The following is a 22,695-nucleotide window of genomic DNA, read 5'->3' as shown; positions in this document are numbered from 1 at the left end:
GCGACATCACGACCTACGCAAATGCCTGCTCCAGTGCGACTCCAGCCCCGGTCAACCCGGAATACGGCGCGGTCACCAACCACACCGGAATGCCCTTGAAGTAGTCGCTCATACAGCCCTTGTCGCTGAAACTCTTGGCAAAGCCGCTGTTGATAAAGAAGTCGGCAAACCTCGGAATCACCCCGCCCACGATATACACGCCACCGCGTCCACCGGTGGTCAGCACGTTGTTACCGGCCACCCGGCCCAGCCAGATGCTGAACTGGTTCAACACTTCCATCGCCACCGGGTCGCCGGCCAGGCCTGCTGCCGTGATGGCTTCGGGCGTGTCCAATACCGGCTCGTGGCCATCGACCGCGCAGATCGCGCGGTACACACGCGGCAAGCCGCCGCCACTCAAGGCGGTCTCGGCGCTGACGTGGCCGATTTCAGTGTAGATGTGTTGCCACAGTTGGGTTTCGCGCGGGCTGCTCAGCGGCAGGTCAACGTGGCCGCCCTCGCCCGGCAACGCCGCATAACGGCCTTCACCCAGATGCAGCAGGGTGCCGACGCCAAGGCCGGTGCCCGGCCCGATGACTACGGCGGGGCGCCAGGCTTCCGGCGTGCCTTCGCAGACCACCCGGAACTCGTCGGGCTTGAGGCGGGTCATGCCCAGGGCCATGGCCGTGAAGTCATTGACCAGCAGCAATTCATCGACCTGCAGGGTTTTGCAGAACGCAGTTTTGCTCAGGCGCCAATGGTTGTTGGTGAATTTAAATTCATCCCCGCTCACCGGCCCGGCGACGGAAAGGCACACCGCGCCGATGTCGCCGATTTCCAGGCCTTCTTCCTTGAGGTAAACCTTGATGGCTTCCTCAGGGCTGCTGTGATCCGCCGTGGCGTGCACGCGAATCGAATGCAGTTCCTGATCGCGCCACAACGCAAAACGGGCATTGGTGCCCCCGATATCACCGACCAGCGCAAGCTTCACTTAAGCGTCTCCAAGGCAGAGGTAAAGGCGCTGGCGCCCTGCTCTGCGGAGCTTGCGGCCAAGCGCATAAATGCAAACAGCTCGCGACCCGCCCCCACGTTATTGCCCAACAGGCCCGTGGCAGGCGTGCGCGCTGCAAATTCTTCGGCGTTCACCTTAAGCTCCAGGGTGCCCTTCACGCCATCGACGCGAATGATATCGCCATCCTTGACCCGCGCCAGCGGCCCGCCGCTCTGGGCTTCGGGGTTGACGTGAATCGCGGCGGGGATCTTACCCGACGCGCCGGACATACGCCCGTCTGTTACCAGCGCAACTTTGAAGCCTCGGTCCTGCAACACACCGAGGAACGGGGTCATCTTGTGCAATTCCGGCATGCCGTTGGAGCGCGGACCCTGGAAGCGCATCACCGCGACAAAGTCTTTTTCCAACTGGCCGGCCTTGAACGCGTCCGCCAAATCCTGTTGATCCTGAAACACCACCGCAGGCGCTTCGACGATCTGGTGCTCAAGGGCCACGGCCGAGACTTTCATCACACCACGGCCAAGGTTGCCTTCCATCACGCGCAAGCCGCCTTCCGGCGAGAACGCACGCGCCACGGGGCGCAGGATGGTTTCGTCGAGGCTTTCGATCGGGCCGTCGCGCCAGATCAGCTCACCGTCGACCAGGAACGGTTCCTGGGTGTAGCGGCTCAGGCCTTTACCCGCGACGGTGTTGACGTCTTCGTGGAGCAAACCGGCTTCCAGCAGCTCGCGGATCAGGAACGACATGCCGCCCGCCGCCTGGAAGTGGTTGATGTCGGCTTTGCCGTTTGGATACACGTGAGACAGGGTCGGCACCACCTCGGAGAGGTCGGCCATGTCCTGCCAGGTCAGAATGATGCCCGCCGACATGGCGATGGCCGGCATGTGCAGGGTGTGGTTGGTCGAACCGCCGGTGGCGTTCAGGGCAACGATGGAGTTGACGATGGACTTCTCGTCGACGATCTCGCCAATCGGCGTGAAGCTGCCGCTGGCTTTGGTCAGGCGCGTGACCTGGTGCGCGGCTTCGCGGGTCAGCGCATCGCGCAGCGGCGTGTACGGGTTGACGAACGAGGCGCCCGGCAAGTGCAGCCCCATCACTTCCATCAGCAACTGGTTGGTGTTGGCGGTGCCGTAGAAGGTGCAGGTGCCGGGGCTGTGGTAGGACTTCATCTCCGATTCCAGCAGCTCTTCGCGGGTGGCTTTGCCTTCAGCGTAGCGCTGGCGCACGTCGGCTTTCTGTTTGTTGGAAATGCCCGACGGCATCGGGCCGCCCGGGACGAAGATCATCGGCAGGTGGCCGTAGCGCAGTGCGCCCATCATCAGGCCCGGCACGATCTTGTCGCAGATGCCGAGCATCAGCGCGGCATCGAACATGTTGTGGGACAGCGCTACCGCCGTGGACATGGCAATGACTTCACGGCTGAGCAGGCTCAGCTCCATGCCGGGCTCGCCTTGGGTCACGCCGTCGCACATCGCCGGGGTGCCGCCGGCGAACTGGCCGACCGAACCGACTTCACGCAGGGCTTTCTTGATTTGTTCAGGGAAGTGTTCGTAAGGCTGGTGCGCCGAGAGCATGTCGTTATATGACGAAACAATTGCCACGTTGGCGGCATTCATCATGCGCAGGCTATTTTTATCTTCAGTGCCGCAGCCGGCCACGCCGTGGGCAAAGTTGGCGCATTGCAGCTTACCGCGCATCGGACCGTCGCTGGCGGCGCCGCGAATGAGCGCAAGGTAAGCCTCGCGGGTTGCACGGCTGCGGGCGATAAGCCGTTCGGTGACCTCAATAACGCGGGGATGCATGTGTAGAACTCCAGGCTAACGGATGTGGCGACCTGAGTGTCTATGCTGATCAAACGCCCGCAGCGCATGGGATGGCAGGGTGTCGTTTGGATCATCGGACCAGTTGATTCAGGTCACTCGTTGTAGATTGAACAAAATATTGCCACTAAAAAGGCTTGTTTTCTATTTTTATGCGAATAATCTTGTAATTCTTACAACAAATCGACGACAGGCACTTTCCAATGACTCTTCGTATCGCAATCAATGGTTTTGGCCGTATCGGCCGTAATGTCCTGCGCGCACTGTATACCCAAGGCTACCGCCAGGATTTGCAGATCGTCGCCATCAACGATTTGGGCGACAGTTCGATCAATGCCCACCTGCTCAAATACGACACCGTACACGGCACTTTCGAAGCAGAGGTCGCCCACGATCAGGAAAGCCTGACCGTCAATGGTGACCGGATCGCTGTCAGTGCCATTCGCAACCCCGCTGACCTGCCGTGGGCTGCGCACAAGATCGACGTGGTGTTCGAATGCACCGGCCTGTTCACCGACCGTGACAAGGCTGCCGCCCATATTACCGCCGGCGCCCGCAAGGTGATCATCTCCGCCCCGGCCAAAGGCGCAGACGCCACTGTGGTTTATGGGGTGAACCATGACATTTTGCGTCAATCCCACCAGATCATCTCCAACGCCTCCTGCACCACCAACTGCCTGGCGCCCGTGGCTCAAGTGCTGCACCGCGAGCTGGGTATTGAAAGCGGCCTGATGACCACGATTCACGCTTACACCAATGACCAGAACCTGACCGACGTCTACCACACCGACCCGTACCGCGCGCGTTCGGCCACCCAGAACATGATCCCGAGCAAAACCGGCGCCGCTGAAGCGGTGGGCCTGGTGCTGCCGGAGCTGGCAGGCAAACTGACCGGCATGGCGGTGCGTGTGCCGGTGATCAACGTGTCGCTGGTGGACCTCACCGTGACGCTGAAGAAAGAAGCCACGGCGGAGCAAGTCAACGCGCTGCTTAAAGAAGCCAGCCAGCATTCGAAGATCCTCGGTTACAACACCCTGCCGCTGGTTTCGAGTGACTTCAACCACAACCCGCTGTCGTCGATCTTCGATGCCAATCACACCAAAGTCAGTGGCAAATTGCTGAAAGTGCTGGCCTGGTACGACAACGAGTGGGGCTTCTCCAACCGGATGCTGGATAACTGCCTGGCGCTCTGCAACGCCGAGTAATTTCCTGCCGCCGCTGGCTTGTGTGGGAGCTGGCTTGCCTGCGATAGCATCACCTCGGTCTGACCGTAATACCGAGGTGCCTGCATCGCGGGCAAGTCCGGCTCCCACAAAAGCACTCGCTCACATTTGATCGGTACAGGTTCACAGAAATAGCCACTTGCCATTTCAGTTGATGATAAGCATTATCATTAACTGCATCCCGGTCTGGTATCACTGTGAGCCAATCTCGCTTCAACCACGTCTTTCTCACCCAACGGGTGATTCTGCTTCGCACCTTGCAGCGGATGGTGAATAACCACAGCACCGCCGAGGACCTGTTGCAGGAAACCTACCTGCGCGTGACCCGGGCCCTCAGCGAGCGGCCGATCGATCACCTCGAACCCTTCGTTTATCAAACCGCGCGTAACCTGGCGCTGGACCATCTGCGTTCGCGCCGAATTCAAGCCCGTATGTTGCAGGAAGATGTTCCGCTGGACGTCCTGCAAAGCGTCGCCGCCCCCATCAGCACGCCCGAAGACGCCACCCAGGCCGAGCAATTGCTGGAGCACCTGAGCGTCAGCCTAGGCCAGTTGAGCGCCCGCCAGCAGCAGATTTTCATCCTCAGCCGCCTGCACGGGTGCAGCTATCAGGAGATCGCCGATCAGTTGCAAGTGTCCTTGAGCACCGTGCAAAAGGAACTGAAATTGATCATGGCCATCTGTGTAGGTGTGGCCGAACGGCTGGATCAGCCTTAAGCTTCCCCGACAGAAGCGTCGATCCAGGTTGCAGGAAAAATGAATAAAACGTGGCGAAGACCCGAGGAACACCGTGACGGACCCGAATAAACTGCGCCCCCATGAGCTGGCTCATGAGGTGCTGCAAGACACGGCGATGGACCAGGCCCTGGACTGGCTGATCGCCTTGCAATGCCCGCAGCCCGGGCAGCAGGCCGAGTTCGACGCCTGGCTGGCCAGCGACCCGGCGCACGTTCACGCCTTCAGCAAGGCGCAGGCTGCCTGGGGCGGCGCCCCGGTGCACAGTGCCGCCGTGGCCCTCGCGGTGCCGCGTAAACCAACGTTTTTGCGCCGCATCAAACCGCATTGGAAACCCTTGGCCACCGCCGCCGTGCTGTTGATCGGCCTGTTCAGCTTCAGCAACCTGCCCGTGCGCCTGCAAGCGGACCACCTCACTGTGGTCGGCGAACGCCAGCGCCTGCAACTGGACGACGGCTCAAAGGTGCTGCTGAACACCAACTCGGCGTTCTCCAGCAGCATCAAGGATCACCAACGCGTGGCCCGCCTGTATCAGGGCGAGGCGTTTTTCGAAGTGGCGCCCAGCCGTGGCCTGCCGCTGGAAATCGACGCCGGCCCCGTACGCGCCAGCGTGCGCGACACCGACTTCGCCGTGCGCTACCTCAATGGCGAAGCCCAGGTGCAAGTGCAACGCGGCGACGTGGACCTGAGCAACACCTTCGACGATGCTCGCGTACGTTTAAGCGCGGGCGAAAGCATCCGCATCGGCCCCAAAGGTTTCGGCCAACCCGCCCGGCTGGACGCAAGCAAAGACCTGGCCTGGGTCCAGGGCCGCCTGGTCTTCGAAAACTGCCCGATGAGCGAAGTGCTTGCCGAACTGCGCCGCTATTACCCGGGCTGGATCGTCAACACCAACGACAAGCTCGCCAGCACCGCCGTCACCGGCAATTATCGCCTCGACCAGCCTTTGGATGTGGTGCGCTCCCTGGCCCACATCACCTCGGCCAAGCTCTCGGAATACCCGGCGCTGGTGATTTTGAACTAAATGAGAATTATTTTTACTCGATAGCTGTCGGCTGTACGTCTCGTCTTAGCCAATGCAACTGATTCCTATTTGATTCGGTTCGCAACTATAAGATTCGTACCTCCGGAGCGCTCTCGATGTCCTCTCGTTTCAACCGCCGGTCTTCTTCGCCCGTTCTGTCCCTGCTGACCGCCGCCATCCTGCTGGCCAGCGCGCCAGCCATGGCCGCCACCGCCGCCGAGCCGGTCGCGCGCAGCCACGGCAATTACAGCTTCAGCATCGAGCAACAGCCGTTGGTTTCCGCGCTGAATGCCTTCACCAGCGTGACCGGCTGGCAAGTCGGCTTGCCGGCTGAGCTGGGCCAGGGTGTATCGTCCCCTGGCGTACGCGGCGCACTGACGCCGGAAAAAGCCCTGGACCGGCTGTTGGTGGGGACCAACCTGAGCTACCGCAAACTGGGCAACAACAACATCGTGCTGGAAAAACGCGCGGCGGGCAGCACCGTCAACCTGCAACAGGTGACCATCAGCGCCACCCGCACCGAGCAGGATGTGAACAGCGTGCCCAGCACCGTCACCGTGCATGATCGCCAGGAACTGGACCGCGACAACGTCAACACCATTCGCGAGCTGGTGCGCTACGAGCCCAACGTCTCCGTCGGCGGCGCCGGCGGCCGTTCGAGCAATTCGGGCTACAACATTCGCGGCATCGACGGCGACCGCATTCTCACCCAGGTCGACGGCGTGGAAGTACCGGACAACTTCTTCAACGGCCCCTACGCAAAAACCCGCCGCAACTACGTCGACCCGGAAATCGTCAAGCGCGTGGAAATCCTCCGCGGCCCGGCTTCGGCCCTGTACGGCAGCAGCGCCATTGGCGGCGCCGTGAGCTACTTCACCCTCGACCCGGATGACATCATCAAACCCGGCCAGGACTACGGCGCCCGCCTGAAAACCGGCTACAGCTCGGCAGACGACAGCTGGCTGACCTCCGGCACCGTCGCCGGCCGCGTGCAGGACTTCGACGGCTTGCTGCACCTGAGCCAGCGCAACGGCCATGAAATGGAGTCCTACGACGGCAACAATGCCACCGGCCTGGCCCGCACCGGCGCGAACCCGGAAGATGCGCGTACCACCAACGTGCTGGCCAAACTGGGCTGGAACTACGGCGACGACAACCGCCTGGGCCTGACCTACGAGAAGTTCAAGGACGACCGCGATGTTGACCTGAAAAACGCCGTGGGCGGCCCGTTCGTCGGCGGCCGCGGTTTCAACTTCTATCGCGGGCGTTCAGGCAACGACACCATCACCCGTGAGCGTTTCGCCATCGAAAACCGCTTCGCCCTCGACTCGCCGATTGCCGATCACATCAAGACCAGCCTCAACTACCAGATCGCCAAGACCGACCAGACCACCGCCGAGATCTACCAGCCGTCACGCCGCGTATTGCGCACCCGCGACACGCTGTATGAAGAAAAACAATGGGTATTCGACGCGCAACTGGACAAGGCTTTCAGCCTCGGCGAAACCGACCACCAAGTGACCTACGGCACCACCCTGAAACAGCAGAAAGTCACCGGCTCGCGCGAGGGTTCTGCCACTTGCCTGGCCGTCGGCAGTGGTTGCACCGCCATTGGCGCACCAAGCCCGTCAGCCGCCGACAGCGTGAAGAAGTCCAGCGACTTCCCGGACCCGACCATCAACACCTACTCGCTGTTCGCCCAGGACCAGATCACCTGGGACAAATGGACGTTCCTCCCGGCTGTGCGCTACGACTACACCCAGCTCAAGCCCAAGCTGACCCAGGAATTCCTCAACACCGTGAACCCCACCGGTGCATACCCGGTCAGCGACAAGGATAAAACCTGGCACCGTGTGACCCCCAAATTCGGCCTGACCTATGCGTTGACCGATCAATACACCTGGTTCGGTCAATACGCTGAAGGCTTCCGCACCCCCTCGGCCAAAGCGCTCTATGGTCGCTTTGAGAACCTGAACATAGGCTACACCGTCGAGCCGAACCCGAATCTCAAGCCGGAAACCAGCAAAGGTATCGAAACCGGGATTCGCGGCAATTTCGACGAGGGTTCCTTCGACATCGCGGTGTTCTACAACAAGTACCGCGACTTTATCGACGAAGATGCCTCGGTCGCCGGCGGCGATATCCAAACCTTCGAAGCCAACAACATCAAGCACGCCACCATCAAAGGCATCGAAGCCAAAGGCCGCCTGAACCTCGATGCATTCGGCGCACCGCAAGGCCTCTACACCCAGGGTTCGGTGGGCTACACCTATGGCCGCAACGACGACAACGGCGAGCCGCTCAACAGCGTCAACCCGCTCAAAGGCGTGTTCGGCCTGGGCTACGACCAGGACAACTACGGCGGCCTGCTGAGCTGGACCCTGGTGAAAAAGCAGAACCGTGTGGACAGCACCACCTTCCACGCGCCCGACGGCAGCACCAGCGCACCGTTCAAGACCCCGGGCTTTGGCGTGCTCGACCTGACCGCTTTCTACAAGGTCACCAACGACGTGACCATCAACGGCGGCCTCTACAACCTCACCGACAAGAAATACTGGAACTGGGATGACGTGCGCAGCTACGACAGCGTCGGCGAAGCAGGTGTGACCGGCCCGGCCAACCTCGACCGCCTGACCCAACCGGGCCGCAACTTTGCGATCAACCTGATCTGGGATATCTGACGCCCCGTTCACCCCGCCGGAATTTCAGCGGCGGGGTGAGGATTTTTTACTGTGCCGCGTCTTCTTGTTCGTCTAGTTGATAACGGCTCTCTTTAGAGCCACAAGGCGCTACCCTTCTCAAGGACTTTTCCGATGACCGCTTCCCCTACCGCAGAACGCCCGAGCCTGCGCTCCCAGCGCCTGAACCAGATCACCCACGCGCCGCACACCAAACTCGATGCACTGGTCAAAGCCCACGCACCGTTTGAAACCCAGGCCAACTTTGCCCGTTTCGTGGTGGCGCAATACCTGTTCCAGTCGGAACTGATGGCCCTGTACAACGACCCCGAGCTGATAGCGATCGTCCCGGACCTGGCCGAACGCTGCCGCGCCGAAGCCGCCAAACTGGACCTGGGCGACCTGGACACCGAAGTGCCTGCCCCGGTGGCCGGCGCCGTGAAAAACCCAAGCAAGGCTGAAGCCCTGGGCTGGCTGTTCGTGTCCGAAGGCTCCAAGCTGGGCGCTGCCTTCCTGATCAAACGTGCCGTGGGCCTGGGCCTGAGTGAAACCTTCGGTGCCCGCCACCTGGGCGAGCCGGCCGGTGGCCGCGCGGAAGGCTGGAAGAGTTTCACCCGCACCCTCGACGGCCTGGAATTCACCGCTGAAGAAGAAACCGCCGCGGAAAAAGGTGCAATCGACGCGTTCGTACGCTTCACCGTGTTGCTGGAACAGGCGTACGCTAGCGCCCCTGAACTGGCCTGATCCCCCTGATTGAAATGCAATCAAATGTGGGAGCGGGCTTGCTCGCGAATGCAGTGTGTCAGTCAATACATCTCTGACTGATCCAACGCATTCGCGAGCAAGCCCGCTCCCACATTCAGATCTCATTGCAAATTGATCTTCTGTGATATTCCTAGATATGACCGGCAAAACCCAATCCACTTCGAAAATCGCGCAGCTCCTCTTCGGCCTGCTGGCCTATGTCAGCCTGGGTATCGGGTTGGTGGCGATTGTCATCCCGGGTTTGCCCACCACCGAATTCATCCTCCTCGCCGCCTGGGCGGCCACCAAAAGCTCGCCACGCCTCAGCGCATGGCTGGAAAACCACCGCCTGTTCGGGCCAATTCTGTTCAATTGGCGCAACGGCAAGATCATCGCGCGCCGTGCCAAGGTCAGCGCCACCGTGAGCATGCTGGTGTGCGCCGGTTTGATGCTGGTGATGCTCGACCATGGCTGGCCGATTTACCTGGCCATCGCCGGAATGAGCCTGGGCAACCTGTGGATCTGGTCACGCCCTGAACGCCTCGCAGCCCCCGTATAACGGAGCCTGTAGCTGTTTCCCTACCGCTCATCGCCTTCCTCTCATGAAACACCCCGTTACGCCGATGTTCCGGACATAGCGCCGAATGGATTTGGCTCGCCCTGCTTGCATTCCAACAAGTCCAATCGCGAGTGAACCTATGTTCGACACCCTCTCCATCCGCTTGAAAATCGTGCTGCTGTCCGGCCTTTGCCTTCTGGGGGTGATTGCGCTGGTCGTCGGCATCAACCTGTACGAGGCCGACCAGAACAACCACCTGGTCAGCGATTCAAGCTCGCGAATGCTCACCCATAGCGTGCAGAACCTGTTGCAAGCGAAGGCTGCCGAACAGGCGGTGCAGTTGCAGAAAACCTTTGGCGAAGACCTCACCGTCGTCACCGCACTGGCCGATCAGATCAAAGGGCTGCGCGCCATGGCGGCCAAACGCGGACTGGACGCCGGGGCGCTGCGTGAAGAACTCAATCAGAGCCTCAAGACCACCTTCGAGCGCAACAGCAAAGTGCTCGGCCTGTGGCTGTCGTTCGAGCCCAACGGGCTGGACGGCAAGGACAGCGAGTTCATCGACGACAAAGCCCGCGTTTCCAATGAAAAAGGGCGTTTCTCCAGCTACTGGAGCCGGGCCGGTGGCGAAGGCCTGAACACCATCATGGTCGAAGACGACCTGACCAAAACCACCCCCAACCTCAGCGGCACGACCTACAACATCTGGTACACCTGCCCACGGGACACCCGCAACGTTTGCCTGCTCGACCCGTACGCCGATGACGTAGCGGGCAAGTCGGTGCTGATGACCACCATCGCTTTGCCATTGATCGTGGACGGCAAGGTTATCGGCGTGGTCGGTATCGACCTCGCCCTCAACGCCCTGCAAGCGGTAACGGACGCGGCGCAAAAAGAACTGTTCGACGGCGCGGCGCACCTGGAAATTCTCTCCAGCACCGGTTTGATTGCGGCCTACAGCGGCCAGCCGGACAAGGTTGGCAAAAACCTGATCGACACCATCGGTGCCGAAGGCAAGGAAATCGTGCAACTGCTGGCAAACGGCACCGCCATGATCCGCGAACAGGACGACACCATTCGCGCCGTGTACCCGGTCAAGCCGATTGCCGATGCCAAATCCTGGGGCATCGTGATCAAACTGCCCAAGGCCGTGATGCTGGCGGACACGGTGAAGCTGCAAGGCGTACTCGATAAAGCCCAGGCCACTGGCACACTCAAGGCCTTGCTGGTCGGCGCCGCTGCGGCCCTGCTCGGCTTGCTGCTGATCTGGCTGACCGCTACCGGTGTAACTCGCCCCATCAACAGCGTGGCCGCGATGCTGAAGAATATCGCCAGCGGCGAAGGCGACCTCACTCAGCGCCTGGCCTACACCCGGAAAGACGAACTGGGCGAACTGGTGAACTGGTTCAACCGCTTCCTCGACAAGCTGCAACCGACCATCGCGCAGATCAAGCAAAGCATCACCGAAGCGCGTGGCACGGCGGATCAGTCCTCAGCCATCGCGCGCCAGACCAGCGAAGGCATGCAGGTGCAGTTCCGCGAAATCGACCAGGTGGCCACAGCGTCCAACGAAATGAGCGCCACCGCCCATGACGTCGCCAACAGTGCGTCCAACGCCGCCAGCGCGGCGCGCGGGGCGGATCAGTCGGCGCGTGAAGGCCTGTCGATCATCGAGCAGAGCACCCGCGACATCACCACCCTCGCTGACGAAGTCAGCAAGGCCGTGACGGAAGTGGAAGCCCTGGCCGTGAACAGTGAGCAGATTGGCTCGGTACTGGAAGTGATCCGCAGCATTGCCGAGCAGACCAACCTGCTGGCCCTCAACGCAGCGATCGAAGCGGCGCGCGCCGGGGAAAGCGGGCGCGGGTTTGCGGTGGTGGCCGACGAAGTGCGCAACCTGGCCAAGCGCACTCAGGACTCAGTGGAAGAAATTCGCTTGGTGATCGAACGCATCCAGAGCGGCACCAGGGGCGTGGTGGCGACCATGCATTCGAGCCAGCATCAGGCGCAAAGCAATGCCGGGCAGATCCACCAGGCCGTGCAGGCGCTGGGCAAGATCAGCGACGCCGTGACGGTGATCAGCGACATGAACCTGCAAATCGCCAGCGCCGCCGAACAGCAGAGCGCCGTGGCCGAAGAGGTGAACCGCAACGTGTCGGCGATCCGCACCGTGACTGAAACCCTCACCGGCCAGGCCACCGAGTCAGCGGCGATCAGCAGCCAGTTGAATGCCCTGGCGACCCAGCAGATGACGCTGATGGATCAGTTCAAGGTGTAAACCCTCTCGCCAAAACACGAGAGATCCCTGTGGGAGCGGGCTTGCTCGCGAAAGCGGTGGGTCAGTCAATACATCCAGTGACTGTCATACCGCTTTCGCGAGCAAGCCCGCTCCCACATAAAGCAGATTTGCGCTGGCTTAGACGCTAGGCCAGGCCTGCACAAACGCCGCCACATCTTCTTTCGCCGCCACCCGCGGCGGGTTCTGCGGCGTGCCCAGATAGAGGAAGCCAATCACTTCCTCATCCGCCGTCAGCCCCAAACCTTTGGCGACGTGCGCCGAGTAGGACAACTCACCGGTGCGCCACACCGCACCAATCCCCTGGGCGTACGCCGCCAGCAGAATGCCGTGCGCCGCGCAGGCGGCCGCCAGCAGCTGCTCGGATTTCGGCACCTTGAAATGCTCTTGCAGACGGGCAATCACCACCACCACCAGCGGTGCACGCAACGGGCCGTTCTGCGCCTTGTCGATGGCGGCTTGCGGCGCGTCGGCGTCCTGCAAACGCGCAGCTTCGGCCAGCAGCGTGCCCATCTGCTCACGGGCCGCACCTTCTACAGTAAGGAAACGCCACGGGCGCAGCTGGCCATGATCCGGCGCGCGCATGGCGGCGGCGAACAGCACGTCGCGCTGCTCCTGGGTCGGCGCCGGCTCCAGCAAACGCGGCACGGAAACACGGTTGAGCAAAGCGTCGAGAGCCTGCATTGGCCACCTCCAGAGAAAAATGTGCGGCCATTCTAGCGGGAATGAATCGGATACCACCAAACGATAATTGCTCTTATTCAATCCGCCCCGCCCTGTTAGACTTTGCGACCTTATTTTCAGCCCCCGTTCAGGAAACTCGATGTTCCGTTCGCTATTTCGCCTGTGCGCAGCAGTGCTGGCCTTGAGCCTGGCCGCCTGCGATGACGCGCCGCGTTTCACCAAGGCAGAGCCGGGTGAATCACGCGCGGGCGGCGCGACGACGGTGAACAAGCGCGACCAGAACGCATTCTCCCTGCCGTCAGCCAACCTGGCGCCCACCCGCCGCCTGGATTTCAGCGTCGGCAACAGTTTCTTTCGCAGCCCCTGGGTCATTGCCCCGTCCACCACCACCGCGCGCGACGGCCTGGGCCCGCTGTTCAACACCAATGCCTGCCAGAACTGCCATATCAAGGACGGCCGTGGCCACCCGCCGCTGCCCGAGGCGCCGAACGCCGTGTCGATGCTGGTGCGCCTGTCGATTCCGGCGACGCCCGTGGATGCCCGGTTGATCGAGCAAGTCGGCGTGGTGCCCGAGCCGGTCTACGGCGGGCAATTGCAAGACATGGCCGTCCCCGGCGTGGCCCCGGAAGGCAAAGTGCGGGTCGACTACACACCCGTCAACGTGACCTTCAAGGACGGCACGGTCGTCGAGTTGCGCAAGCCAAACCTGCAAATCACCCAGCTCGGCTACGGCCCGATGCATCCGGATACACTTTTTTCCGCGCGCATCGCCCCGCCGATGATCGGCCTGGGCTTGCTCGAAGCCATCAGCGATGCCGATATCCTGCGCAATACCGACCCGAAAACCGCCGACAAGGAAGCCCTTGTCGGCCGTGCCAATTGGGTCTGGGATGACGCCCAGCAGAAGACGGTCCTCGGGCGTTTTGGCTGGAAAGCCGGGCAACCCACTCTCAATCAACAAAACGTTCACGCGTTTTCTGGTGATATGGGCCTCACCACGTCCCTGAGACCCTTTGATGACTGCACCGATGCCCAAGTGGCGTGCAAACAGGCGCCCAACGGCAACGGCCCCGATGGCGAGCCGGAAGTCAGCGACAACATCCTGCGCCTGGTGCTGTTCTATACCCGCAACCTCGCCGTGCCCGCGCGCCGTGGCATCAACACGCCGCAGGTGCTGGCCGGGAAAAACCTGTTCTATCAAGCCGGTTGCCAGGGTTGCCACAAACCCGCGTTCACCACGGCGGCCACTGCTGCCGAACCTGAGCTGGCCAACCAAGTGATTCGCCCCTATAGCGACCTGCTGTTGCATGACATGGGCGACGGCCTGGCCGACCACCGCAGCGAATTCAAGGCCGGTGGCCGCGACTGGCGCACGCCGCCGTTGTGGGGCATTGGCCTGACGCAAGCCGTGAGTGGTCACACCCAGTTTTTGCATGACGGCCGCGCCCGCAACCTGCTTGAAGCCGTGCTGTGGCACGGCGGTGAAGCGCAAGCGGCGCAGCAACATGTGTTGTCCTTCAATGCCGAGCAGCGCGCTGCGTTGCTGGCGTTCCTGAATTCTTTATAAGCTTTGCCACAATTACAGAAGGGAGCTCGACATGTTCCGTCCCAAGTTGTTGTTCACCAGCCTGGCCGCCCTCGCCCTTGGCGCGTGCTCGCCCCAGGACCCGCAAGCGGTGACCTCGGCGGCCATCGCCAAGCAAGTGATCCTGCCGACCTACAGCCGCTGGGTTGAAGCCGACCGCCAACTGGCCGTCAGTGCGCTGGCCTACTGCCAGGGCAAGGAAAGCCTGGACACCGCCCGTGCCGACTTCCTCCACGCGCAAAAAGCCTGGGCCGAGTTGCAACCGTTGCTGATTGGCCCGCTGGCCGAGGGCAACCGTTCGTGGCAGGTGCAGTTCTGGCCGGACAAGAAGAACCTGGTCGGCCGCCAGGTCGAACAGCTGGTCAGCGCCCAGCCGCAGATCGACGGCGCCGCACTGGCCAAGTCCAGCGTAGTGGTGCAAGGCCTCTCGGCCTACGAATACATCCTCTACGACGCCAAGACCGACGTCGCCGACGAAGCCCAGAAAGCCCGCTATTGCCCGCTGCTGGTGGCGATTGGCGAACGCCAGAAAGCCCTGGCCGAAGAAATCCTGGCGAGCTGGAACAGCACCGACGGCATGCTCGCGCAGATGACCAAATTTCCGAACCAGCGCTACGCCGATTCCCACGAAGCCATCGCTGATTTGCTGCGGGTGCAGGTCACTGCGCTGGATACCCTGAAGAAAAAGCTCGGCACGCCGATGGGCCGCCAGACCAAGGGCATCCCGCAGCCGTTCCAGGCCGATGCGTGGCGCAGCCAGTCGTCCCTGCAAAGCCTGGAAGCCAGCCTCGCGGCAGCCCAGACCGTGTGGGCCGGCGTCGACAACAAAGGCCTGCGCGGCCTGTTGCCGGCCGAGCAGAAGCCGCTGGCCGACAAGATCGACGCCGCCTACGCCGCCTCCCTGAAACTGTTCGCCAGCAACCAGCGCACGCTGAATGAATTGCTGGCCGACGACGCCGGGCGCCAGCAGCTCAACGATATCTACGACAGCCTCAACGTGGTCCACCGCCTGCACGAAGGCGAGCTGGCCAAGGCGCTGGGCATCCAACTGGGCTTCAACGCCAACGACGGTGACTGATGATGCTCAGGCGACAGGCTTTGGCCGTTGGCAGCATGCTGCTCAGTGCTCTCACGCTGGGCGGCTGGACGCTGTTCAAAAGAGAGGGCAAGGGCCCGCTGCTGCTGTCGGCGCGCGATGATGCTGATGGCAAACACTACGCCGTGGGCTTTCGCCTGGATGGCAAACAGGTATTTGCCACCCAGGTCGGCCAGCGCTGTCACGACATCATCAACCATCCGACGTTACCGATTGCGCTGTTCGTCGCCCGTCGCCCGGGCACCGAGAGTTACTTGATCGACCTGCGTGATGGCACGCTGCTGCAAACCATCACCTCCCACGCCAACCGCCACTTCTATGGCCACGCGGTGATTCACAAGAGCGGCGACTGGCTTTACACCACAGAGAACGACACGTCCGACCCCGGCCGTGGTTTGCTCGGTGTGTATAAACTCGAAGGCGAGCGGTGGGTGCACAGTGGCGAGATTTCCACCCATGGCATCGGCCCGCATCAGGTGTCATGGATGCCTGACGGCGAAACGTTGGTGGTAGCCAACGGCGGCATTCGCACCGAGGCTGAAAGCCGGGTGGAGATGAACCTCAACGCCATGGAGCCGAGCCTGGTGCTGATGCACCGCGACGGTAGCTTGATCAGCAAGGAAACCCTGGGCCAGCAGATGAACAGCGTGCGCCATTTGGGGATCGCCAGCGATGGCACGATCCTCACCGGGCAGCAGTTCATGGGGCCGTCCCAGGAGCGCTCCGAGTTGCTCGCGATCAAACGGCCGGGGCAGCCATTTGTGGCGTTTCCCGTCGCGGATGAACAATTACAGGCGATGGGGCATTACACGGCCAGTGTTGCGGTGCACAGCGAGTTACGCCTGGTGGCGCTGACGGCACCACGAGGGAACCGGTTTTTTATCTGGGACATGGACAGCGGCGAGTTGCGCCTGGATGGCCCGTTGCCGGATTGCGCCGGCGTGGGCGCCGTGGCGGATGGGTTTGTCGTCACTTCGGGCCAGGGCCGCTGCCGGTTCTACGATTGCCGCCAAAAGCCGTTGATGGCCAAACCGCTGGAGTTGCCGGCGGGGTTTTGGGATAACCACTTGCACCTGGTTTAAAACGGATCCGCTTTTGTGTGGGAGCTGGCTTGCCTGCGATGCAGTCACCTCGGTGTATCAGTTGCACTGCGGCGATGCCATCGCAGGCAAGCCAGCTCCCACCTTTAAACGGTTCGGATGTGCACGCAAAATCCGGGCAAAAAAAAGGGCCTCGCATCGCAAGGCCCTTCCCGGGGGTTTGAATCTTTTCAACTTTGCGGCCTCATGCCTTGAGACATCCCAAACATGAACAGCAACAGTTCATGATCGGGTTTGACCGTCACACTCGCCTTGGCGACGCGCGGCAACGGGCATTGCCCACCGCCTTGCACCGTATGAAGGACTTGTGTGCGAGGCATCTCCCACGCAGCCAGGGCCAGGGCTGCGATGCCCAACGCCCCGACCAGGAACAAACCTCGTGCTATTTCTAGCTTCATCTGGTTAAACCCTTGATAGCGCTGCCAAACGCCGTCTCGTAAAAGTAGCTGAGTTTTTTCCAGTCGGTATCGTTCCACGACGAATGGCGGCGCAATTGCAGCATATCGTGGGAAGCAGCCCGATAAGCGGTCAGACGCTGGCGGCACTTCTCAAAATCCAGCAGCGCCACTTCCACATTGGCCGAGTCGCCCTCGCCCGTCACCCGTACAAAAATGTGCTTGATGTACAAGCAACCATGCTGCCAACGACCTTTGTGCATGCGCGCCAGGGTGCCGGCCAACTCCTTGAGTACACGCTCATGCACTAACTCGCCGTACTGTTCGCGACCGCCTGCGGCGTACCAGTTTTCGATCTCGTCGAAACCGTCCAGCGACGCCGTCACCAGCAAGGCTTTCCACTGGTGTTCAGGATCGGGGCGCGCGCCGCAGAACACCAGTTCCGGAACACGCACATCCAACGACCGCAAACCCTTGAGGGCATCGCGCTCGCGCAACACCGTCGGGCGCCCGAACGGGTGAAGCCAGCTGCGATAGATATGGCCGGTCTGGCGCTTGCTGTAGAGCAAGCGGCCGTTGGGGCTGGTCACACGCTGCACGCCACTCTCACCGCCGCGTCGACGGTTGGGCTCCTCAACCCATTCGCCTTGAAGGCGCCAGAAAAAATCAAATCGTTCTTCGGGAGCTACATGACTGCCTACTACGCACTCAACTGCCATCCTGTTACCTCTTACGCAATACATACACTCGCCACATGGCGTAGAGCGGCATGAAGTCCAGGGATTCCTGAACACGGAAACCGGCCTGCTCAAACTCTGCCTCAACAGTAGCAGCCGGTAACACAAACCGGTTTTGGTAACCTTCCTGCTCACCTTTCTTGCGACGTTGCTCTTCCAGGCGCCTGCGCTTCCAGGCCTTGAAGTTGCCATCCACCCACAGCGAAAGGATCACGCTGTCGCGGGTAACACGCTGAAACTCCCGCAGTATTGCCAGCCGATTTTCCGGATCACCAATATGGTGCATCAGGCGCATACAGAAAATACTGTCGACCGAATTGTCTGGCAAATCGATATCAAAGGCCGATGTCTGCAAGGGACGTACCCGTTTCACCACTTCCGCGGGCTGGGCAGCCGTGGCCACCTTCAGCATCGATGCCGAATTGTCAGCCCCGATGATCACACGGTTGGGTTTCTCGGCCAGCAGCGGCCAGAAACGGCCGGCGCCACAAGGCAGATCCAGCACCAGGCCCGGCTCGCCGGCCATCGCCAGCGCGCCACGCGCCAATTGCTCGTCGCGTTTGTGGGACAACCGGCGAGCCAGATTGTCCTGATGTTTGAGCAAATAATTCTGCGCGTGCTGATCGTCGTACTTTTCAGAAAATTCGAGCTTGGTCGGGTTAGACATCAACGGATCTCCAGTAGCTGATGCCTACAACCTTAAGCAGCGAACTGTGATCAACAGGTCAACCCGTTGTGAAAACTTTGTCCTGTCCAATCTCATACATTTCAAGACTTTACAGATACAAGAGATAGCATGGGGCCATCTTCGCCGAAAGACGGCGATCTCTGGCAGGATAACGGCAGGCCAGCCGGTCAGGGTTTGACCTGGCTCAACTCCACATGAAAGCGGCAGCCATTGGGTTCCATGGTGCTCAAACTGACGCTCCAGCCCTGGCTTTCACAGATACGCTGCACCAGCGACAACCCCAGCCCCAGGCCATCACCGCGCTTTTCGCTGCCGCGCACAAACGGCTCGAACATCGCTTCACGCTTGTCTTCCGGAATACCCACGCCCGAGTCCTCCACCACAAAACCGCTGGGCTCCAGGGTCAGGCGGATAAAGCCCTGCTCGGTGTAGTGCAGCGCATTGCGCAACAGGTTGCCCATGACCGCGTGCAGGAAGGTGGTGTTGTAGCGTGTATCCAGGGGGTTGCCCGGCAAATAGATCAGCTCGAGCCCCTTATGCTCAATGGGCTCGCGCCAGATCCCGAGCAGGTCTTCGGCCACTTGGGTCAGGCTGACCTGCGGCGACATGGCCGCATCATCGTGTTTTGCGCGGGCGAGCATCAGGAAGGTCTGCACCAGTTCGCGCATCTCCTCGCAGGCGCGGGCGATGCGCTGTACCTGGTTGCGCCCGCGCTGATCGATCGCCGGGTTTTCCAGCAGCAGCTCGCACGAGCTCGCCAAAACCATCAGGGGCGTGCGCAATTCGTGGCTGACATCGCTGGTGAACAGCTGCTCGCGAGACAACGCCTGACGCAAGCGGCCCAACGTGGCGTCGAAGGCCACCGCCAATTCACCCACCTCATCGGCCGCATAATCCGGGGCCAGCGGCGGGGCCAGGCCCAGCAACTGGTCACGATGGCGCACCTGACGGGCCAGACGTACCACCGGCGCCATCACCTTGCGCGCCAGCACCCAACCGAGGAACACCGCCAGCGCCAGGCTGAGCACAAAGCCCACCAGCACCACGGCAAACAGCACGCGCTCACGCTCTTCGAAATCACTCTGGTCTTGCAGCAGCACATAACGCCGACCATCCACCACTTCAACCATGGCGTGGTACGACAGCGCTTCGCGAAATACTTCGTGAAAGCCCGGCTCCAGGTGGCGCAAGTCCTTGGGCAGTTCGAAATCCCCGGGGCCGCCACTGAAATAGAACAGTTGATCCGGCTCGGGGCGGTGGTTCCAGTCCTCGACGCTGTCCATCAACAGCAGGCGTTGCAAGTCACCGCCAAGCCCCGCCGAAATCAGCTTCTCTTCTACAAGGTGCACCGTCGCGACGATACCCATGGCGAAGGCCCCCGCCACCAGCGCACTCATCAAGGCAAAGGCAATGATGATCCGCTGGGCAAGGCTTTGCTTAAACTCCATCACGACCCTCGGCCAGGCGATAACCCACGCCGTGCACCGTTTGCAGCAGTGGCTTGGCGAACGGCTTATCGATCACCTGGCGCAATTGGTGGACGTGGCTGCGCAGGCTGTCGCTGTCCGGGCAGTCGTCGCCCCACAGGGCTTCTTCAAGGATTTCCCGGCGCAACACGTGGGGGCTCTTCTGCATCAATACCGCCAGCAACTTCAGGCCGACCGGGTTGAGCTTGAGCATACGCCCTTCGCGGGTGACTTCGAGGGTATCAAGGTCGTAGCTCAAGTCGCCGACTTGCAGCGCGCGGCGCCCGCCCCCCTGGGCGCGGCGCAGCACGGCTTCAATGCGTGCGGCCAGCTCCGACAGGGCGAAGGGTTTGAGCAGGTAATCGTCGGCGCCAGACTTGAAGCCTTGCAGCCGGTCATCCAACTGGTCGCGTGCGGTGAGCATGATCACCGGCGTGTCACGGCGCGCGTCTTCGCGCAGGCGTTTGCACAGGGTGTAGCCATCAATGCCGGGCAGCATGATGTCGAGCACGATCAAGTCGTAATGCTCGGTGGCGGCCAGGTGCAGGCCTGACAAACCGTCCTGCGCACAGTCCACGGTGTAGCCTTTTAGCCCCAGGTAATCGGCCAGGTTGGCCAGAATATCGCGGTTGTCTTCAACCAATAAAATTCGCATGGGCAGTGTCTCCGTACGCGGTAACGGCCGTGTTGGCTCGCGCAGCTTAAGGCCAAGTGTGGCTCAGGGATAGACCTGAAAGGCCCACTGATAAAGGTTTTCAACCAATTGTTTGGTAGAACGAGATTTTCACTATAGCTTCACAACCTGACTACAGTGTCAGGGTGAAAATCGCCGCCCATCGATATAAGGAATATGGACATGGGGTTTTTCAAAACGGCGCCTATGCGCTATTTGCTGTTGGTGACCGGTGCCTGGCTGGTTATTTTCCTGCTGACTCGCAGCGTGCTGCTCGTCACTCACCTGAACGAAGTCGGTGGCAACCTGCTGCCGGTGTTTGGCGTGGGTTTGCTCTACGATCTCGGCTTTTTGGCCTATGCAGCGCTGCCTCTGGGCCTGTATTTGCTGTTGTGCCCGCCCATCTTGTGGCGCCGCCGGGGCCATCGCTGGTTTTTGCAGGCCGTGTTGACCGTCAGCCTGTTCGCCATGCTGTTCACCGCGACCGCCGAATGGCTGTTCTGGGATGAATTCGGCGTGCGCTTCAACTTCATCGCCGTCGACTACCTGGTGTACTCCGATGAAGTGCTGAACAACGTGCTGGAGTCCTACCCGATCGGCAAGCTGCTCAGCCTGTTGGCGATGCTTGCCATCGTATTGAGTGTGGTCCTGCGCAAGCCGTTCAACACTGCGATGAACGCGCCGCTGCCCCCTTTGCGTGCTCGCCTGCTGAATGCCTTGAGCCTGTTGATCGTCGCTGGCCTGAGCTTGCAATTGATCAGCCAGGACAGCCCGCGCGCCCAAGGCGGCAACGCTTACAAAAATGAACTGGCGAGCAATGGCCCGTATCAGTTTTTTGCTGCCTTCCGTAACAACGAGCTGGACTACACCCAGTTCTACCAGAGCCTGCCCGCCGAGGTGGTTGCCAAACAGCTGCGCGCCGAACTCAGTGAACCCAACGCGCGCTTTATCGCAGAGGACCCGCTGGACATCCGCCGCGCCATCGACAACCCGGGCACGCCGCGCAAACCCAACATCGTGCTGGTGACCATTGAAAGCTTCAGCGCCAAATACATGGGCAGCAATGGCGACGGGCGAGACCTCACGCCCAACCTTGACGCACTGCGCAAACAAAGCCTGTACTTCAATAATTTCTATGCCACCGGCACCCGCACCGACCGTGGCCTGGAAGCCATCACCCTGGCCATTCCGCCCACGCCCGGCCGCTCGATCGTCAAGCGCATCGGCCGTGAAAGCGGCTTCGCCAGCCTCGGCCAGCAGCTCAAGGCCGTCGGCTACGACAGCGTGTTCGTGTATGGCGGGCGCGGTTACTTCGACAACATGAACGCGTTTTTCAGCGGCAACGGCTATCGCGTCGTCGACCAGAGCAGCGTGCCTGAAAGCGAAATCTCGTTCAAAAACGCCTGGGGCATGGCCGACGAAGACCTCTACCGCCAAACCCTGAAACTGGCGGACGCCGACTACGCCAAGCAGCAGCCTTTCCTGCTGCAACTGATGACCACCTCCAACCACCGCCCCTACACCTACCCGGACGGGCGCATCGATATCAAATCCGGCAACGGACGCGACGGCGCGGTGAAATACACCGACCACGCCATCGGCGAGTTCCTCGACGCGGCGCGCCAGAAACCCTGGTTCGATAACACGATTTTCGTGTTCGTCGCCGACCACACCGCCGGCAGCGCGGGCAAGGAAGACTTGCCCATCACCAACTATCAGATCCCGTTGTTCATCTATGCGCCGAAGCTGATCGAAGCCCGTGAAACCGCGCAACTGGCCAGCCAGATCGACCTGGCGCCGACGTTGTTGGGCCTGATCAACCTGAGCTACGAGTCGACCTTCTTCGGCCGCAACCTGTTGCAAGACAACCCGCTGCCACCACGCGTGGTGGTGGGTAATTACCAGCACCTGGGGTTGTTTGACGGCAAGGACCTGGCGATTCTCAGCCCGCGTCAGGGCCTGCGCCGCCACGATCAGGCGCTGGCAGAAAGCCAGGAATTGCGTGTGGGCAGTGACGACCCGTTGATCCAGCGCGCGATCACCTATTACCAGGCCGCCAGCTACGGTTTCAAACAGCAATTGCTGGGCTGGAAGCCACCCAAGGAAGCGGCGCCGGTTATCAGCGTGCGTTGACGCCGTCGCAGAGCCCTTGCCTGACCCCAGGCAAGGGCGTAACACTTGCGCCCATCCTCCGGCGACGGC

19 protein-coding genes and 1 pseudogene are annotated in these 22,695 nt (G+C 61.3%); 12 read left to right on the top strand and 8 right to left on the bottom strand.

Annotated features, from left to right (window positions below; translation table 11 throughout):
- Window positions 1-13: 13 nt before the first annotated feature.
- On the bottom strand, window positions 14-970 hold the full coding sequence (locus AB4P94_RS12275; RefSeq protein ID WP_395610732.1) for a glucokinase: 957 nt from the start codon (window positions 968-970) through the stop codon (window positions 14-16).
- Entirely contained in the window at window positions 967-2,793 is a 1,827-nt protein-coding gene (gene edd, locus AB4P94_RS12270) for a phosphogluconate dehydratase (RefSeq protein ID WP_395610731.1), read from the bottom strand. The genes AB4P94_RS12275 and edd overlap by 4 nt, the downstream gene beginning before the upstream one ends.
- A gap of 221 nt (window positions 2,794-3,014) precedes the next feature.
- On the opposite strand from edd, the gene gap reads away from it, so the two are divergent.
- The 8 genes and pseudogenes from gap to AB4P94_RS12230 all read left to right on the top strand — a co-directional run bounded on the left by gap (window position 3,015) and on the right by AB4P94_RS12230 (window position 12,051).
- Window positions 3,015-4,016 (top strand): type I glyceraldehyde-3-phosphate dehydrogenase, encoded by a 1,002-nt coding sequence (gene gap, locus AB4P94_RS12265; protein WP_065930415.1) that lies wholly within the window; start codon window positions 3,015-3,017, stop codon window positions 4,014-4,016.
- A 215-nt stretch (window positions 4,017-4,231) separates the two neighbouring features.
- Window positions 4,232-4,750, top strand: coding sequence for an RNA polymerase sigma factor (locus tag AB4P94_RS12260; RefSeq protein ID WP_395610730.1), 519 nt, complete (start codon window positions 4,232-4,234; stop codon window positions 4,748-4,750).
- Between the two features lie 73 nt (window positions 4,751-4,823).
- A complete protein-coding gene (locus tag AB4P94_RS12255) occupies window positions 4,824-5,792 on the top strand; it encodes a FecR family protein (protein WP_395610729.1) in 969 nt (322 codons plus the stop codon).
- A 116-nt stretch (window positions 5,793-5,908) separates the two neighbouring features.
- Window positions 5,909-8,473 carry a TonB-dependent receptor gene (locus tag AB4P94_RS12250; RefSeq protein WP_395610728.1) on the top strand — a complete coding sequence of 855 codons (2,565 nt, stop codon included), beginning with the start codon at window positions 5,909-5,911 and terminating at the stop codon, window positions 8,471-8,473.
- A gap of 132 nt (window positions 8,474-8,605) precedes the next feature.
- On the top strand, window positions 8,606-9,214 hold the full coding sequence (locus AB4P94_RS12245) for a biliverdin-producing heme oxygenase (protein WP_395610727.1): 609 nt from the start codon (window positions 8,606-8,608) through the stop codon (window positions 9,212-9,214).
- Window positions 9,215-9,371: 157 nt separating this feature from the next.
- Window positions 9,372-9,773 (top strand): YbaN family protein, encoded by a 402-nt coding sequence (locus tag AB4P94_RS12240; protein ID WP_395610726.1) that lies wholly within the window; start codon window positions 9,372-9,374, stop codon window positions 9,771-9,773.
- 85 nt (window positions 9,774-9,858) lie between these two features.
- Window positions 9,859-11,145: pseudogene (locus AB4P94_RS12235) on the top strand (chemotaxis protein); the annotation flags it as partial.
- Between the two features lie 150 nt (window positions 11,146-11,295).
- Window positions 11,296-12,051, top strand: coding sequence for a methyl-accepting chemotaxis protein (locus AB4P94_RS12230; protein ID WP_395611325.1), 756 nt, complete (start codon window positions 11,296-11,298; stop codon window positions 12,049-12,051).
- Window positions 12,052-12,189: 138 nt separating this feature from the next.
- On the opposite strand, the gene AB4P94_RS12225 is transcribed toward AB4P94_RS12230, so the two are convergent.
- The gene (locus tag AB4P94_RS12225; RefSeq protein ID WP_395610725.1) at window positions 12,190-12,753 is read right to left on the bottom strand and encodes an NAD(P)H nitroreductase; all 564 of its coding nucleotides are present in this window, start codon (window positions 12,751-12,753) and stop codon (window positions 12,190-12,192) included.
- Between the two features lie 139 nt (window positions 12,754-12,892).
- On the opposite strand from AB4P94_RS12225, the gene AB4P94_RS12220 reads away from it, so the two are divergent.
- The 3 genes from AB4P94_RS12220 to AB4P94_RS12210 are packed head-to-tail and all read left to right on the top strand — an operon-like array spanning window position 12,893 to window position 16,516.
- On the top strand, window positions 12,893-14,320 hold the full coding sequence (locus AB4P94_RS12220; RefSeq protein ID WP_395610724.1) for a di-heme oxidoredictase family protein: 1,428 nt from the start codon (window positions 12,893-12,895) through the stop codon (window positions 14,318-14,320).
- A gap of 31 nt (window positions 14,321-14,351) precedes the next feature.
- A complete protein-coding gene (locus AB4P94_RS12215; protein WP_395610723.1) occupies window positions 14,352-15,416 on the top strand; it encodes an imelysin family protein in 1,065 nt (354 codons plus the stop codon).
- 2 nt (window positions 15,417-15,418) lie between these two features.
- Complete coding sequence (locus AB4P94_RS12210; RefSeq protein WP_395611324.1) at window positions 15,419-16,516, top strand: DUF1513 domain-containing protein; 1,098 nt, start codon at window positions 15,419-15,421, stop codon at window positions 16,514-16,516.
- Window positions 16,517-16,704: 188 nt separating this feature from the next.
- On the opposite strand, the gene AB4P94_RS12205 is transcribed toward AB4P94_RS12210, so the two are convergent.
- The 5 genes from AB4P94_RS12205 to colR form a co-directional block, all read right to left on the bottom strand.
- Complete coding sequence (locus tag AB4P94_RS12205) at window positions 16,705-16,932, bottom strand: hypothetical protein (RefSeq protein ID WP_395610722.1); 228 nt, start codon at window positions 16,930-16,932, stop codon at window positions 16,705-16,707.
- Window positions 16,929-17,648: a lipopolysaccharide kinase InaA family protein gene (locus AB4P94_RS12200; RefSeq protein WP_177006549.1), complete on the bottom strand. Its 720-nt coding sequence runs from the start codon at window positions 17,646-17,648 to the stop codon at window positions 16,929-16,931. Before AB4P94_RS12200 ends, AB4P94_RS12205 begins: the two co-directional genes overlap by 4 nt.
- Window positions 17,649-17,652: 4 nt before the next feature.
- On the bottom strand, window positions 17,653-18,333 hold the full coding sequence (locus AB4P94_RS12195; protein ID WP_395610721.1) for a methyltransferase domain-containing protein: 681 nt from the start codon (window positions 18,331-18,333) through the stop codon (window positions 17,653-17,655).
- A gap of 188 nt (window positions 18,334-18,521) precedes the next feature.
- On the bottom strand, window positions 18,522-19,802 hold the full coding sequence (locus AB4P94_RS12190) for a sensor histidine kinase (protein WP_395610720.1): 1,281 nt from the start codon (window positions 19,800-19,802) through the stop codon (window positions 18,522-18,524).
- The gene (gene colR / locus AB4P94_RS12185) at window positions 19,792-20,475 is read right to left on the bottom strand and encodes a two-component system response regulator ColR (protein WP_395610719.1); all 684 of its coding nucleotides are present in this window, start codon (window positions 20,473-20,475) and stop codon (window positions 19,792-19,794) included. The genes AB4P94_RS12190 and colR overlap by 11 nt, the downstream gene beginning before the upstream one ends.
- A gap of 201 nt (window positions 20,476-20,676) precedes the next feature.
- Here colR and AB4P94_RS12180 point away from each other — a divergent pair, with 201 nt between their 5' ends.
- Window positions 20,677-22,626 (top strand): LTA synthase family protein, encoded by a 1,950-nt coding sequence (locus AB4P94_RS12180; protein WP_395610718.1) that lies wholly within the window; start codon window positions 20,677-20,679, stop codon window positions 22,624-22,626.
- Window positions 22,627-22,695: the final 69 nt, after the last annotated feature.

The organism is Pseudomonas sp. B22129, assembly GCF_044218875.1.
GTDB lineage: Bacteria > Pseudomonadota > Gammaproteobacteria > Pseudomonadales > Pseudomonadaceae > Aquipseudomonas.
This window is presented reverse-complemented; position numbering and strand designations above follow the sequence as displayed.

Bases quoted from the DNA above. Each gene is read 5' to 3' on its own strand.
- edd (WP_395610731.1), bottom strand. From the start codon at position 2,793: ATGCATCCCCGCGTTATTGAGGTCACCGAACGGCTTATCGCCCGCAGC.
- AB4P94_RS12220 (WP_395610724.1), top strand. From the start codon at position 12,893: ATGTTCCGTTCGCTATTTCGCCTGTGCGCAGCAGTGCTGGCCTTGAGC.
- AB4P94_RS12240 (WP_395610726.1), top strand. From the start codon at position 9,372: ATGACCGGCAAAACCCAATCCACTTCGAAAATCGCGCAGCTCCTCTTC.
- AB4P94_RS12250 (WP_395610728.1), top strand. From the start codon at position 5,909: ATGTCCTCTCGTTTCAACCGCCGGTCTTCTTCGCCCGTTCTGTCCCTG.
- AB4P94_RS12225 (WP_395610725.1), bottom strand. From the start codon at position 12,753: ATGCAGGCTCTCGACGCTTTGCTCAACCGTGTTTCCGTGCCGCGTTTG.
- AB4P94_RS12245 (WP_395610727.1), top strand. From the start codon at position 8,606: ATGACCGCTTCCCCTACCGCAGAACGCCCGAGCCTGCGCTCCCAGCGC.
- colR (WP_395610719.1), bottom strand. From the start codon at position 20,475: ATGCGAATTTTATTGGTTGAAGACAACCGCGATATTCTGGCCAACCTG.
- AB4P94_RS12200 (WP_177006549.1), bottom strand. From the start codon at position 17,648: ATGGCAGTTGAGTGCGTAGTAGGCAGTCATGTAGCTCCCGAAGAACGA.
- gap (WP_065930415.1), top strand. From the start codon at position 3,015: ATGACTCTTCGTATCGCAATCAATGGTTTTGGCCGTATCGGCCGTAAT.
- AB4P94_RS12190 (WP_395610720.1), bottom strand. From the start codon at position 19,802: ATGGAGTTTAAGCAAAGCCTTGCCCAGCGGATCATCATTGCCTTTGCC.
- AB4P94_RS12210 (WP_395611324.1), top strand. From the start codon at position 15,419: ATGCTCAGGCGACAGGCTTTGGCCGTTGGCAGCATGCTGCTCAGTGCT.
- AB4P94_RS12215 (WP_395610723.1), top strand. From the start codon at position 14,352: ATGTTCCGTCCCAAGTTGTTGTTCACCAGCCTGGCCGCCCTCGCCCTT.
- AB4P94_RS12195 (WP_395610721.1), bottom strand. From the start codon at position 18,333: ATGTCTAACCCGACCAAGCTCGAATTTTCTGAAAAGTACGACGATCAG.
- AB4P94_RS12205 (WP_395610722.1), bottom strand. From the start codon at position 16,932: ATGAAGCTAGAAATAGCACGAGGTTTGTTCCTGGTCGGGGCGTTGGGC.
- AB4P94_RS12230 (WP_395611325.1), top strand. From the start codon at position 11,296: ATGCAGGTGCAGTTCCGCGAAATCGACCAGGTGGCCACAGCGTCCAAC.
- AB4P94_RS12180 (WP_395610718.1), top strand. From the start codon at position 20,677: ATGGGGTTTTTCAAAACGGCGCCTATGCGCTATTTGCTGTTGGTGACC.